The following is a 14,082-nucleotide window of genomic DNA, read 5'->3' as shown; positions in this document are numbered from 1 at the left end:
TTCATATCTCTCTGAAAGCAGTCTTTTTTCTTTCTTTCAGATACCATCCTGTTCCCAGAACTGCCACCAGCAGTTCCGTAATGGGAAAGGTAAGCCACAGGCCCGTCATCTGCCACAGTGCAGACAGCAGAAAGGCCAGCGGAATAATCACAAAAAATCCCCGGAGAAGGGAAATCATGCCTGCCGGGCCCGCACAGTCCCTGGAAGTGAAATACATGGACAGCACAATATTTATTCCTGCAAACAACCCGCCGGTAAAATAGTATTTCATTCCCCGGACTGCAATCTCCTGCAGTTTTTCATTCCCTTCTCCGTTAAAAGCCGCCACAATGCTGTCTGCCTGTACAAATACCAGTCCGTAAATCAGAACCGACAGAACAGCCACCATAATCACCCCATATCGGAATATAACCTGTACTTCTTCTTTTTTCCCTGTTCCATAGTATCTGCTCAGCAAAGGCTGAATCCCCTGGGCAATTCCTGTATATAAGGCAATCACCACCAGCGCCAGATTGGCAATTACCCCATAGGCAGCCACACCGGTGTTTCCCTGCAGTTCAAGAATAATCATATTAAAAATAATCATTACAATCCCGGAAGACAGCTCTGCCACCAGAGATGGTATCCCTCCGGCCAGAATGAATCTGCTCTCGAACACAGACATTTTTCCCTTTCGGAAATGAAATCCATGTTTTTTCCGTATAAAATGGCGGGACAGCAGAAGCATACTTATCAGAGGAGACGTTCCGGTTGCAAGAACCGCACCGAACATTCCCATGTCCAGCGGAAAAATCAGAATATAGTCCATTATAATATTGGAAAAACTTCCTCCCACCATGGCCGCCATGGACAGCTGAGGCGCCCCGTCATTGCGCACAAAGCAGATAAGAATTTCATTTATCAGAAATGCCGGCGTAAACAGCATCAGAACTTTCAGATACATTCCGCACATTTCATGGATCACCCCTTCTGCTCCCATGAGCCCGGCAATTTCCTGGGCGCCAAAAAGTCCTGCCCCCTGGAACATCACTGCCAGAATCACTCCCATAAGCATTGTCCGGGTGAAAACAAGATCTCCCTCTTTTGTTTTTCCCTGGCTTTTCAGAATGGAGTATCTGGTGGCCCCTCCCATGCCAAGCATCAGACCGCTGCCATGGATAAAACTGTAAATGGGAATTGCCAGATTCAGGGCCGTCAGCCCATCTGCTCCCAGCCCTCCTGCCACAAAAAAAGTATCTGCCAGGATATAACATGACAGGGCTGTCATTCCCAGCATATTCAGAACAGCATATCTTATAAATTCCTTCAGGCATCCTGCATGTCTCATTGTTCTCCTCCTTTTCCATCCGTATTTTTTGAAAAAACTGTCAGGAACACTCTTATATTTTAACCGGAAAACGAATCAGATAAGAGAAAAAGTGCCAGAACTTTCTGTCTTCTCTGGCCTGACGACAGAAAGTCTGGCACTTAACTCTTACCCGGCGGCAAAAATCAGCCTGTTTTTATATTACGTTTTCACTTAAATTATCATGCATACTGTTTCTCAAATCACCAGGACCAGCTGATATAACCGTCCGGCATACCTGTAAATGTTTTTCCCTCAACCTTTTTATTTGCCACTACTTTGCAGTAAACCTTTCCTTTTGAAGCAGCGGAAGCATATTTCACCGTGTACCTTGTCTTTGACGTGGTTCCCACTTTCTTCCATTTTGAGTTTGGACTTTTCGCAGTATAAATCGTGTAGCTGTTCGCACCTTTCACCGGAGACCAGCTCAGCTTTCTTTGCCGGGTGCCTGCCTCTGACTTCACCTTCTGAGGCCCTTCGGCAAAATAACAGTAATCTGACCATTTACCGGCTTTCTTCTTACCATCAATTTCGATATAACCTCGTATCCGGACCTTCATAAACTGGCCTTTTTTTATTTTACCGGCAGATATCAGCACTTCTTTTTTCGAGGTGGCTTTGCCATTTTTATCATACACTGACTGTAAATCTCTCACAGCCACGCTTTTCTTCAGAACCCGTTTCCCGTTGCTTCCGAAAAGTTCGTATTCACACCCTTCAGCCCCATCGCTCAGATTCATGGAAAAACCCCAGAATGTTTTGCCGGAAGCACTGTAAATCACTTTCGTTTCCGTCTTAACTGACGTCACTTTGCCAGGAAGTACAGACATGGTGACTGTCTCTGACTCTCCCCACGCCACATAACCGGTACTGCATTCTCTGATGGGATACACTGCAATTTCGTAACTCCCCGCTGCATTGGAAAGACTTAAGGAATTCTCATTCGCTTTAGCAAAAGCATACTTTTCTCTGTCCAGCTTTTTCCCCTGTCCATCCACTTTCTGATATATAATTCTATATCCGGTAGCGCCGGCAATATTCTCCCAGGAAAATGAAATTTCCTTTTCTGATGCCCCTGTCTGCCAGATTCCTTCCATGGCTTCTGGTGCTGTTACCACTTCAATAACCGGAGATGGTTCCCCTTCCTTTCCGTCTTTATCAACCGCAAACACCCTTACATAATAAGTGCTGCCAGGTGTAAGATCTGTAATCATACAGGCGCTGTTCCCACACTGTATGGACGAAGCACCCACAAAATCCTGCCGGTCGCACCACTCCAGCCTGTACTCATATTCTTCCGAAATGTAATCCCACTGCACCACCGCAATGGTATCATTCCCATCTTCCTGACGGAATCCGGTAACCTTTTCCGGCGCAGCTTCCGCCCGGATTCCCACGCCCAGAAACAGGATACACATCAGTGTCAGCATACATAATTTCATATGTTCTTTGAAACACTTCATACACCTTCTCCTTTCTTTCCTTCGTGCATATTGTACAATACTACTTTAACATCCGCCCCATTTTCTGTCAATTATTTTCCCGCATTTATGACATATTATGAAAAAGAATCAACATCCCCATCTCCCCGTTCCACCGGCTTCCAGGCCTGTCCGAAATTCACATCGCGAAACAGAGCTGCCAGTCCGGTAATCTGTTTCAGACGCAGAATTTCATCTTTGCTCATTCCCATGTGCTTTGCAATCCAGTCGTCAGACCGGCCGATTTCATGAAGTTCTCTGATAATATTGCTCATCAGATCCACATCATGGCTGCCCCTGGCCCGGTTATGCCTTATGGTGCTGGCCATCCGGTTGGAGATGGACTTGTCAATGACCGTTACAGGAAGCATACCATTTTCCCGCTCATAAATATCCTTATGTTCCTTCATAATCCGGTAACGGTGAAATCCATCCACAATCACATAGACATCATCCTTTTTGGAATAGTAACATACGATTGGCATGGTATAACCGTCCTCTTTGATGCTGTCGTAAAGAAGCCGCATTTCCGGCGGAGCAACCGCATTCGGGTTATAGGAATTGGGTATGATTTTTTCTATGGGCACCGGTATTACTTCATACGCCGGACTTTTGTATGTACTGTTCATTCTGAAAATCCTCCGTGTCTTCTATTTCACTTATTTATCTGCAAATTCACCATATTTTTTCCGTATGGCTTCAATCTGTTCTTTTTCCCTGCTGGTCAGTCCGAATCCCATAAATCTGCAGATATGGTCATTTCTCAGGATACAGTAGCACATGCGTTTCCAGCTCGGAATATCTTTGGTGGTTTTAATGTCATCTGTATCATCCGGTATCTTTCCGGTAAACACAATTCTGGAACTTTTGTTCACCGTATAATTGGAAATCCCGTTCCTGCGGATCTGATAGCCGTGGTCTGTCAGTTCCTGGATGGTTTCTTCTGACAGTCCGCCGCCGGTCTCATGCCAGAACCGCATGGAGGTACGGAATTTTTTTACATAATTATTGCGGATTCTCACCGGAAGGGTATCCAGCAGAAACTTTGTATAGGATTCCCAGGTATGTCCTTCCGGAAGGCTGATGTTCCGATAAGCCATGGCTTTGGTTCTGGCATAAACCGCGCTGAAATTGGCGCCCCGTACCCGGCCCACCAGTCTGGTCCAGATTTCCGGGTCAATCACCCGGTACAGGTTCAGACTGTCTCTGGCATAATCATTAAAGGGAGACGCCACCCGCATCTGGCTGGGTTTTAATCCGGCCATATAGTATAAATCATACAGCCTGTTATAATCATATCCAAATCTGGAATTGGCAGCCCACACATCATTGTTGGTCCAGTCGTAAAGAGGGGATGCACACCAGACATCCTTAAACTGTTTGGATATCCAGCACTCTCCTTTGTATCCGTATTTCCGGTTCATAAAACCACTGTACCGCTGCAGAGATTCTTCTGCCCGTATACCCAGAAGACAGACGGTTTTTTTCTTCCCATGCTGTTCTTTGTAAAATCTTCCGAACTGCTTCGCCAGATTTTCCTGGGGCATCCGGTAACGATAATGGTTAAAAGGATGCTCCATATTTACCACATAAGGATGCCGGGGCATGGGCCGCACCCAGAGTTCCTCTTTGGTATCATCCCATGGATACCAGTACATTTCATAGCTGCTGAGCGCCGTTCGGGTCGCCATGGGAAGGCAGATCCAGTAAAGCTCCAGCTCATCCTCAAGCTGCTGAAAGGTCCGTTCCACATATTCTGTGGTCACCGTATACTGCGCTTCAAAATCCTGATGAAACAGCCCCACAGTCCGGGCCGGATAATGCTGGCGTTTGAAATCCAAAAACAGATTCAAAAGCACACCGCTGTCTTTTCCTCCACTGAAGGAAACATAAATATTGTCAAATTCCTGAAACAGAAAATGAAATCTCTGCTGCAATGCTTCGTACACATTTTCTTTCTGGTATTCCCGAATCATCATCCGTTTTATCCTCTGTATTTTCCCAATTTTTTTCCATTTTTTTCCAGTTATACTTCCATATCATACTTCATGTAAATTTTTTTTGCAACCTTTTTCCCTTTCTCCGTTGACAGGCCTCTGAACAGAGCATACAATAAGTACATGCAGCAAATAACAAAGCAGACTCAACCAAAGGAGGTACTTTTACATGGCAAACATTTTAATCAGCCCGAACAAATATGTACAGGGCGCAGGGGAAATGAAAAAACTGGGGGAATACGCTGAAAAATACGGCAAAAAAGCGCTGATTCTGATTACAGCATCAGGCTTTAAAAGAATTGGGGATATTGTGGAAGGCAGCTTTGCGGGAAAGGAAATCAGCACTGTCTTCGACTATTTTAACGGGGAATGCAGCAAAACAGAAATCAATCGATTAATTAAAGTTGCGGAGGACAATCAGTGCGATATGATTATCGGTATCGGCGGCGGCAAGATTCTGGATACTGCCAAGGCTGTGGCTTACCATAAATCACTTCCGGTTCTGATCTGCCCTACCATCGCCTCCACTGACGCTCCCTGCAGCGCACTGTCTGTTATTTATACGGACGAAGGAGTGTTTGAAGAATACCTGTTCCTTCCGGCCAATCCAAATCTGGTTCTGATGGATACAGAAATTGTCACAAAATCTCCGGTTCGTCTGACTGTGTCCGGTATGGGAGACGCACTGGCTACTTATTTTGAGGCAAGAGCCTGCAAAAACAACGGAGCAGCCACCTGTGCCGGAGGTCTTGCAACCTCTGCCGCAATGTCTCTGGCTGAACTGTGTTTCAACACACTGATGGAAGAAGGCATTAAGGCCAGACTGGCCCTGGAGGCAGGCGCATGTACTCCCGCAGTGGAAAAAGTCATCGAAGCAAACACTCTCTTAAGCGGTATCGGTTTTGAAAGCGGCGGTCTGGCAGGGGCACATGCCATTCACAACGGACTGACTGTGCTGGAAGAATGCCATCACATGTATCACGGTGAAAAAGTAGCGTTTGGAACCATCACTCAGCTTGTACTGGAAAATATTCCTGCAGATGAACTGGAAGACATCATTACCTGGTGTATTGATCTGGGACTCCCTGTTACCCTGAAGGAATTAGGTGTGGAAGAAATAACGGACGAAAAAATTATGGCAGTAGCTGCCGCTGCGTGTGCCGAAACTGACACCTTACATAACATGCCTTTTGAAGTTACTCCGGAAACCGTATGTGCAGCAATCAAGGCTGCTGATGCATATGGACATTACTATCTGGGAAAATAATTATTTCCATTTTGTGAAAATTTTGCAAGGATTTCGGCCGCCGCGTCGTATTATAAGTAAAAGATTATAATATTGGGAGGAATTGGAAATGAATTTTTTTAAGAACTGCAAAAAAGCCCTGGCCGCTGTAATGGCTGCTGTAATATTCACGGGCAGTTTTTCCATGCCTGTAATGGCCCACGGACATCATGGCGGAGGACATCACAACTACAATGGCGGAGGAACGAATTCCGGCTTCAACTGCCCTTACCATCATACGAATCATAACAGTCAGGAAAGCTGCCAGAATTACTGCTCCTACCATCACGAAATCCACAGCAACCTTAAGAACTGTAATCACTACTGCTCTTATCACAAAACGGTTCACAATAACCTCAAGAGCTGCAACCATTACTGTTCTTATCACAAAACGGTTCATAAGAACCTCAAGAGCTGCAACCATTACTGTTCTTACCACAAATCGGTTCATAAGAACCTCAAAAGCTGCAGCCACTACTGCTCTTATCACAAAACGATTCATAAGAATCTCAAGAGCTGCAAAAAATACTGTAAAGTGCATAAAACGACTCATGCAAACGGGAGAATACATTCTGTTGCATAGTCACTGACAAAGAAGGATTTGAAAAGGCTCCGGCTGCTGAAACATTTTTGTGTTTTCAGCAGCCGGAGTTTTCGCCGTAAAATCTGAAACAGATTTTTTATTTGCCTTCCTGATTGTTAAATGGAATCTGTATCGGTGATTCAGGCGAACAGATAATCTGTTTCTTATTGCTGTATCTTCCCGATTTTGTCACTTTTACATAATGGACCAAATCCCAGGTCGTCCTGGATTTCTTTTGTGGCTGTACAAGATTTTTCCAGAGCTGCCTTTCACCCGTCTCTACTCCCCTTGGAATTTTCTGTCTCCCCGGAGAAACGATAAATGCATGTTTTTCCACATCACCGCTGACCAGATTGTTCAATCTTTTTTCGTTCTTCAAAAATTTTATGGTATCAATAATCTGGTCATAGGGATTATATTCTTTTTTTGCTGAAATATTTTCTCCCTTGAGTTCAATAAAACAGGTCTGCGGCTGATTCTGGCAGTATATCAGAAAATCGCATTTCTGCTGATTTACCATATTGGGAATCAGTTTTCCGTCCGGTTCTGCAACATATACGCTTTCATCATTAACCTTAATCGGTATGAAAGCATTTTTACAGGATTTCATATCTCTGATATTTCTTTTCTCTCCTTTTTTAAGAAGCGTAAATTCTCCATTATATGTTCCAAACGGCAGTGTACAGGAAATCTTCTCACTGCTCCTCTTCATCTCCTTCTTTTTTCCCATCCGTGCCTTCTCTCCCCCTGTCTGCTTCCGATACAAGATAAAACAATTCTGTATATTTTTCATTTACACTATCTGAAATTTCATCAATCATTTCCGTGTTTATTTCTTCAAATTCCTCATTTATCAGATTCTGAACTTCTGAAACTCTGTTTATCTTAAAAGCCGTAACTTTTTCCGGAAAAATCTCACATCTGTTTCCCGTTATCTCGTATACTTTCTTTGACAGACCAGGAAATTCCTGAATAGTCTTTCCCGCACAGTAAAGTGTATTCACCGAAGTCAGAATATAGGGGCTGTGCGTCGTAATCAAAACAGAACTGTGGTTGATATTTGCAAAATAAGCAATAAATTCCATCAGTTTATTCTGCAGAGACGGATATAAATGAGCCTCAGGTTCTTCAATAATTACAAATGCTTCTTCTTTTTTTAACATCAGAATGTACAGTTGATTCAACAACCATAACACTTCCTGCTGCCCGGACGATGCAAAATTGATGGGTATCCTTTCGTCCGGAGATTCACCGCCCTGTACAACAATATATTCTTTTCCTTCCGAATACTGATAATCTCCTTTTAAATCAGAAATTATCATTTCTGATGTTTTTTCAACATCAAATTCTCGCTGTCCATCCGGATAGCGCTTATGAACATTTCGAATTCCATCTGAAAATGCTCCATGAATATTATCGATTATCTGCATGAACTGTCTGGTTATTAAATCCAGATTTTCATTTTCAATCAGGGAACGGTTATTGACCAGCAATGCAATCATACTGCGCCCTGCCGGTATATAATAGGTTTCTTTATGATCATCAAATATCTGATTCACACTGTATCTGAAATTATCGTAATTCCGCAATCGTTCCTTACTGGCATAGGCAAGGCTGATAATGGTAGTATCCTGCTTCTGCTGATACAACTCCAGCGCCTCTTTCTCTAATTTCTCTATCTCATAATTCAGTTTGGGAGAATAAATAACATTAAAAAATTTTTTATCTCCTTTTTTCAATTTTACCTCAATCCAGATAACATCTGTATATTTATACTTTAAATACAGACGTTTATCCAAATCCCAGCCATACCCAAACAGTGAAATCAGAACTGACTTCAGTTCTCTTTTTAAAACCTTATGAAATCCGCCGCTGGCATCTTTTCCATTGTAAAGGGATGTATCATACAGCTGGCAAAGATAATCTGCCAGCGTGGTTTTTATAATCCTGAAAAAATATACTGCCTTTGCCACGGTACTTTTCCCTGTTGCCTGTTCCCCAATAAGCAAGTTAAAATCTTTTACTTCCAGTTCCAGTTCTTTCACAGGTCCCAGATACTTTATCTGAATTTTATGCAACTATCTCACTCCCTGATGCTTTTATTTGCTTCATTTTCCTGCATGATAATTTACTTTATCACACTGACCATTCACCTGTCAAATACTGAAAAATTCACATATCCTTCCTCCAGGGCCTTTTTCTTCCCGTCCATCCCTTCGCTTTCCAGTATTCTGCATCCGCCCCGTTAAAACCCTTTTTCTGAGCCAGACGCATAATATTGAAAAAGATTCTGGTTTTTATGGAAGGTTTCACATGCCCGTAATTCTTTCTGATTTTCCTCGCCAGCCTGGTGGTTTTTATGTCAATGCGCCGTTTAATTCCTGGTCTGACCTTTTTCCAGGACGTCTCCATCACCGCCACGCCATACCGCCAGGTCCTGGCAACTCCCCAGAAAAACATACTGTCAGCCATGTCCTTATTGGTACTTCTCATGCCGGCACCTGCCGCTGTGGAAATACAGACTGCCTGCTTGCGGAACATTTTTTCCTCCGGACGATGTACCATCCAGCGATACCCGTAATGATCCAGCAGATTTTTCATGGCTCCCGTGGCATGATAAACGTAAACGGGACTTGCCAGAATGATCACATCTGCCTGGTCCAGGGCTTCTGTTATGGGCCTTAACATTTTGTAATGAGGACACAGGGTTTCCGATTTTTCAAAACAGCCGGTACAGCCCACACAAAAAGATGAAAAATCCTCTGGCAGGAAAAATTCCGTAACCTTTCCTCCCAGTTTTCCGGCCAGCAGTCTGGCCACATGGTAAGTGGAGCCTTTGTGGCTCTGACCATGTATGATTGTAATCTGCATATTCTTCCCTCCCTGAACAGAACAAAGTGAGCGACATAATACGATTTACACAAATGCGATAATATCTTTCTGTATTCCTTGACAAAATAAACTTCCTCTGCTAAAATGAACATTGTTCAGAAAGGAAGCATACCGATATTTCTGGAACTTTTTTTGATTTAAAGGCATTTATCATTATGGTAGTTATGATGTCCGGCGGAATTTATCTTCGGGTATCCGGACTTGCCCCGGAACGTTTCATTGCCGTATTCTATTCCGGCCCTGGCGTATCCTTACTGCTGGCAGGAATACTTTTTGGCCGGAATTATATAAAAACTTTCCATTCCGAACCGAAATGATTCCATCAAAAAATTACTTCTCCCAAATATTTATCATGGGGAACTGTCAAACACTTTTTCATGGACTTCCAATAGCTTCCGTAAAGGTTTTTCTGGGCTGCTCCATAATTTTCTTTCGTCTCAAATTCCCAGTAAAGCATGTATTTGACACTTTTTACAATGCGGGTGAGTTTAAGAGGCGGAAGTCCTTCCCCAATCTGTTCCATATCTGTGCGATACCCTCTTTTGACAAGCCGGAGCCTAAGAAGTCCCTCCTGTTCCTCCAGAAAACTTTTCGCTTCCATCTTCAGTGCTTCAAATTCCCCTGTCTTTTGCGGTTTAACCTGATAAATACATATTTCTGTAAATGGCATATTTCATTCCTCCACGAATGAGTCTTTTCCGGGATGCTTTCATTTCAGATATTTCTTCGTGTTTTTAACAGTCTGCTGCAATGGAATCATACCGTATGGAATTCCAACAGGTATACCCACAAAATTAAAATTCCAAAAATGCATCGTACTGTCTGTAATAATTTAACGAGTCAATAAATTCTTTTACAGAAGGCCGGGGTTTCTGATCAAACGCAACTTCTATCACCGACTCAAAGTTCTCTCCTGAATATAAAAATTTCAGTCCTTCTTTCACAACAAATTCCGGAAATATTTCTTCATCTTCCTCTGTAACCTCCGGCGGCTCCTCCAGATAACAGATCAGATCTTCAAAAACAGCGTCCTGAAAATTCTCTGTATAGATATAAAGATCATATATACCTGTATCCGGGCATTGATGGCCGGATTCCATACCATCTTTATTTACTGCCCAATAATCTTTTGCCGCCATTTCTATTAAGTCACTGATTTTATATGGTCTTCTTAATTCTGCCTGAGTCACTCTTATCTTCTCCTCCCTCAATTTCATTTATGATTTTGTCTTCCGACAGGTGTGTACGTTCCCCTGAGGGGCACACAGAAAAGCAGAGTTATATGCATGTTTTTTATCCCCGTTTATTTTTTCGGCGCGCCGTACACAATCCACATCTGGTTGGGAACAGCCAGAGAAGACACCGCTTTGGCTGTCTTGCCCCCTGTCGTCTCCACCTGTTCTGCATTGTTCTGGCTGGCCTCCGACACCGGCGTATGCTCTTCTTCATGCTCTGACAGGAAAATTTCTTCTGACTACATAGCATAAGTATACCACACCATCCAATCCCCCGGCAACAAAAAAGACAGTCCATGAACCTGTCCATGACCGTCTTTTTCCCATACTTATTCAATTCCCGTTATAGCACGATATCCCCGGAAACCCGGCAAAATTAAGGTTTTCAGGCCTTATCCTCAAAGCTGCTCAGCTTCGCCGCCTGATCGGCTGCACGGAACAAACGTTGCTAAAATAACAGGCGCAGAGCAAACACTGCTATGCCCAAAAGGGCTGTGTACAAACGTTGCTATACAAAAGGATCGGAGCAAACACAGCCATACCCCAGCAGCAGACATCCGGAAAATTCAGCTTACATGTCAAAATTATGTTGAAAATATGCACGTTCCAGAATAACCTCACACTTTTCATTGCCAAATACAAACTGTCTTACCTGACTCATTGAAAACCTTATTTTCCTGCTGCTATTCCTATAAACCAGGCTTTTTTTCAGGCAGAATGGCACAGAATATGCAATCTTCCATTTGCATCTTCAATTCTAAGATTCCTTACATTGCTTTCATCATCCGGTATTGTGACATTGAACCTATGGTTTTTATCATCAATTTCGTAAATCAGGTTTTGGAACATTGTCGCGCTTAAAATTAGCTGAAAAGGAACGTCCTGCAAATCTTTACAGGCTATAATATGTGTATTAGGGAAAATCAAATCACCGATCACCATACTTTGCAGCTTATATAAATTTCCTTTCGTCCTTCCTCCAAAACCACTAAAAGTAATATCCTTCCTTAAAAATGTGCCGCCCAGCATTTCAAGTATCGTTTCATCAACTGTCCAAACAGGAAAAAATGCACCCGTATCCAGCAACGCCTCAAAATTATGCCATGACTTCAGTTCAACAATTGGTCTTTGGTATTTTATGTTCATATTCAATGTAAATTGCCTCATCCGAAATACCCCACTACTCCCAGCTGAAAAACATGATCCGGCGTTGTGTATCTTCCCAAAATTTCTCCATTTGTCTGAATCTGCATCCTTGTCAGCTCATTTTTCGACTTATCCGTATATTTCACAATTGCAGTCTTTATCGTTGCATCATTATCTGGTTCATATTCTACCTCTGCTAATCCTACCCACTGGTCCGGGTATCTTTCCTGAATCTCTTCCCATGTTAATCTTTCAGACATACAAAAACCTCCCTGCATTTTTCTATATTTTACGTTCGAATTTCTTACCATGCAGCCAATACTTTATCGCCTGCCATATCCCTAATGCTTCCTTTTCCCAAACTTCCAAAATTCCTCCAATGTCTCCCTTGAAATTTTATCGGCTGCCCCTCTCGACAATTTTATTAATAAATTCCACTTCTTTGTTTCTCCTGTCCCCAGGCAGATACTCATCAATGCCAAGTACCATCTGATTTTTATCAATACACTTATCCATATTAAATGTATATGGTATGCTTTGTGCTTTTCCATGGATAAAACTATATTTTACATTCCCCCTGTTATATTCATATATCCTCTTCCACGTATCGGAATAATTAAAAGAAAGAATTGCATCTGGATGGATTGCGTCTATATCAGGATTATAATATTCAATCCTTCTCCAGTTGTCTATGTAATCAAAAATATAGATCTCTAAAGCCCCAATCAACCTGTTTAAATCTTTCATCATAATCGAAATAAGATTTCCAATTCCCTGTTCATGTGGCAGATAATTCAAAAAACTTCCTGGCAATTTTTCCTTACAACGCTTTATCTTTGCTTCATAAAAATTTCCATCTTTCTCCATATACGCATGGTATAATTCATCCACATTCTGAATTACCTGTGAAATTTCACTCTCAAAATCAATCCAATTTTCTTTATTTTTTAAATGCTCTTTATATGCCAATTTAAAATGTTGAATCCAAATATTATCCTTCAAATATTCATATAACGCTTCATCAGCATTCGTCTCAGGACTCTCAAATATAAATTTTAAATATTCGTCTTCTATTTTACTTTTTGTATTGGGTTTTATTTGCACCATCATATATGTTTATATACAATTTTTTATATTGTCATAAGTATATCACACAGCCCAATACCACCGCAACCAAAAAGAACCACCGCTTTTTCCGTCAGAGGCTATACATACATCCATACCGCCCAAATAGAGGTGTACAGTGGTAAGCGCTCAATAAATGAGTGCCTTATATCCGATTAAGATCCATGAGATAATGATTCCGAACAACTGTATAGTGTTACCAGTTATAGTTGTGCATAGTAATGCCAGTCGGAGGTGTCTATGGATCAAGTTACTAAAGTTCGTAAATATCTAAAACGAGAGCAATGGAAATCTCTCATTAAGGAATGCCAGTCCAGCGGCATGACGGTTACGGCCTGGTGTGAGCTGAAAGGCATTTGTGAGCAAACATACTACCGAAATCTAAAGAAGCTTCGAGAAGAACTCTGTCAGAATCTTCCCGTTCCGGCAACTGCTCCTGAGAAAACAGTTGCTTTCAAAAAGTTAGAGGTAATGTCTCCATTTCCAGATACAAAAGCAGCCGTTATCATTCGTCTTCCAAATGCAACTGTGGAAGTGAATGAAGGCGCAGGTCAACAGACAGTTCAGGCAGTTCTTCTTGCACTGCAAAGTATATGTTAGGCGATATCACTGTTGCGGAAAACATTTACATTGCTTGTGGATATACAGATATGCGTAAATCCATCGATGGACTTGCTGCTGTTGTGCAAGAGCAGTTCCATTTGGATCCATTCTCCCGGAATTTGTTCCTGTTCTGTGGGAAACGCCGGGATCGAATCAAAGTTCTCTTATGGGAAGGAGATGGATTCCTTCTCTTGTATAAGCGATTGGAAAACGGAAACTTCCAATGGCCACGCAGGGAAGGTGATGTAAAACCGATTTCCTGGCAACAGTTCAGATGGCTGATGGAAGGTTTGGAAATCGAGCAAAAATCTCGTATCCTGCCCGCCGAAAAAGCTGATTTTTGTTAATTGCAAAAGTGTCGTAAACACTTGATTTTACTGGCTTTGTGTC

17 protein-coding genes are annotated in these 14,082 nt (G+C 42.4%); 3 read left to right on the top strand and 14 right to left on the bottom strand.

All coding sequences use genetic code 11. From position 1 onward, the window contains the following. Window position 1: 1 nt before the first annotated feature. From C805_RS13855 to C805_RS13840, 4 genes are all read right to left on the bottom strand, one after another. Entirely contained in the window at window positions 2–1,327 is a 1,326-nt protein-coding gene (locus C805_RS13855) for an MATE family efflux transporter (RefSeq protein ID WP_016214484.1), read from the bottom strand. A gap of 221 nt (window positions 1,328–1,548) precedes the next feature. After that, window positions 1,549–2,808 carry a fibronectin type III domain-containing protein gene (locus C805_RS13850; protein WP_016214483.1) on the bottom strand — a complete coding sequence of 420 codons (1,260 nt, stop codon included), beginning with the start codon at window positions 2,806–2,808 and terminating at the stop codon, window positions 1,549–1,551. Window positions 2,809–2,903: 95 nt separating this feature from the next. Continuing rightward, a complete protein-coding gene (locus C805_RS13845; protein ID WP_016214482.1) occupies window positions 2,904–3,455 on the bottom strand; it encodes an IbrB-like domain-containing protein in 552 nt (183 codons plus the stop codon). A gap of 30 nt (window positions 3,456–3,485) precedes the next feature. Continuing rightward, window positions 3,486–4,802: a phosphoadenosine phosphosulfate reductase gene (locus C805_RS13840; protein ID WP_031201034.1), complete on the bottom strand. Its 1,317-nt coding sequence runs from the start codon at window positions 4,800–4,802 to the stop codon at window positions 3,486–3,488. A gap of 190 nt (window positions 4,803–4,992) precedes the next feature. Here C805_RS13840 and C805_RS13835 point away from each other — a divergent pair, with 190 nt between their 5' ends. Beyond that, entirely contained in the window at window positions 4,993–6,090 is a 1,098-nt protein-coding gene (locus tag C805_RS13835) for a glycerol dehydrogenase (protein ID WP_016214480.1), read from the top strand. Between the two features lie 64 nt (window positions 6,091–6,154). Here C805_RS13835 and C805_RS13830 read toward each other — a convergent pair whose 3' ends face one another. The 10 genes from C805_RS13830 to C805_RS13795 all read right to left on the bottom strand — a co-directional run bounded on the left by C805_RS13830 (window position 6,155) and on the right by C805_RS13795 (window position 13,074). Continuing rightward, complete coding sequence (locus C805_RS13830; RefSeq protein WP_016214479.1) at window positions 6,155–6,649, bottom strand: hypothetical protein; 495 nt, start codon at window positions 6,647–6,649, stop codon at window positions 6,155–6,157. Window positions 6,650–6,788: 139 nt separating this feature from the next. Next, on the bottom strand, window positions 6,789–7,421 hold the full coding sequence (locus C805_RS13825) for a hypothetical protein (protein ID WP_016214478.1): 633 nt from the start codon (window positions 7,419–7,421) through the stop codon (window positions 6,789–6,791). Then, on the bottom strand, window positions 7,387–8,769 hold the full coding sequence (locus C805_RS13820; protein WP_016214477.1) for an AAA family ATPase: 1,383 nt from the start codon (window positions 8,767–8,769) through the stop codon (window positions 7,387–7,389). Before C805_RS13820 ends, C805_RS13825 begins: the two co-directional genes overlap by 35 nt. A 94-nt stretch (window positions 8,770–8,863) precedes the next feature. Next, window positions 8,864–9,562, bottom strand: a complete 699-nt coding sequence (locus C805_RS13815) for a flavodoxin family protein (RefSeq protein WP_016214476.1) — start codon at window positions 9,560–9,562, stop codon at window positions 8,864–8,866. A 343-nt stretch (window positions 9,563–9,905) separates the two neighbouring features. Beyond that, entirely contained in the window at window positions 9,906–10,253 is a 348-nt protein-coding gene (locus C805_RS13810; protein ID WP_016214475.1) for a hypothetical protein, read from the bottom strand. Window positions 10,254–10,377: 124 nt separating this feature from the next. Continuing rightward, window positions 10,378–10,773 (bottom strand): DUF7716 domain-containing protein, encoded by a 396-nt coding sequence (locus C805_RS25210; protein ID WP_016214474.1) that lies wholly within the window; start codon window positions 10,771–10,773, stop codon window positions 10,378–10,380. 113 nt (window positions 10,774–10,886) lie between these two features. Next, the gene (locus C805_RS27340) at window positions 10,887–11,012 is read right to left on the bottom strand and encodes a hypothetical protein (protein ID WP_022751089.1); all 126 of its coding nucleotides are present in this window, start codon (window positions 11,010–11,012) and stop codon (window positions 10,887–10,889) included. A 514-nt stretch (window positions 11,013–11,526) separates the two neighbouring features. Beyond that, entirely contained in the window at window positions 11,527–11,970 is a 444-nt protein-coding gene (locus C805_RS13805; protein ID WP_196811067.1) for a pepsin/retropepsin-like aspartic protease family protein, read from the bottom strand. Between the two features lie 11 nt (window positions 11,971–11,981). Next, complete coding sequence (locus C805_RS13800) at window positions 11,982–12,224, bottom strand: hypothetical protein (RefSeq protein WP_016214472.1); 243 nt, start codon at window positions 12,222–12,224, stop codon at window positions 11,982–11,984. Between the two features lie 136 nt (window positions 12,225–12,360). Next, window positions 12,361–13,074, bottom strand: a complete 714-nt coding sequence (locus C805_RS13795; protein ID WP_016214471.1) for an AbiH family protein — start codon at window positions 13,072–13,074, stop codon at window positions 12,361–12,363. A gap of 255 nt (window positions 13,075–13,329) precedes the next feature. On the opposite strand from C805_RS13795, the gene C805_RS13790 reads away from it, so the two are divergent. Further along, window positions 13,330–13,689 (top strand): IS66 family insertion sequence element accessory protein TnpA, encoded by a 360-nt coding sequence (locus C805_RS13790; RefSeq protein ID WP_016214470.1) that lies wholly within the window; start codon window positions 13,330–13,332, stop codon window positions 13,687–13,689. Continuing rightward, window positions 13,683–14,039, top strand: a complete 357-nt coding sequence (gene tnpB, locus C805_RS0105135) for an IS66 family insertion sequence element accessory protein TnpB (RefSeq protein ID WP_022751087.1) — start codon at window positions 13,683–13,685, stop codon at window positions 14,037–14,039. The genes C805_RS13790 and tnpB overlap by 7 nt, the downstream gene beginning before the upstream one ends. Window positions 14,040–14,082 lie beyond the last annotated feature (43 nt).

The sequence above is a fragment of the Eubacterium sp. 14-2 genome (genome assembly GCF_000403845.2).
In the GTDB taxonomy this organism is placed as follows: domain Bacteria; phylum Bacillota; class Clostridia; order Lachnospirales; family Lachnospiraceae; genus Petralouisia.
The sequence above is the reverse complement of the archived record's forward strand: the minus strand, read 5'-3'. Positions and strand labels throughout refer to the sequence as shown.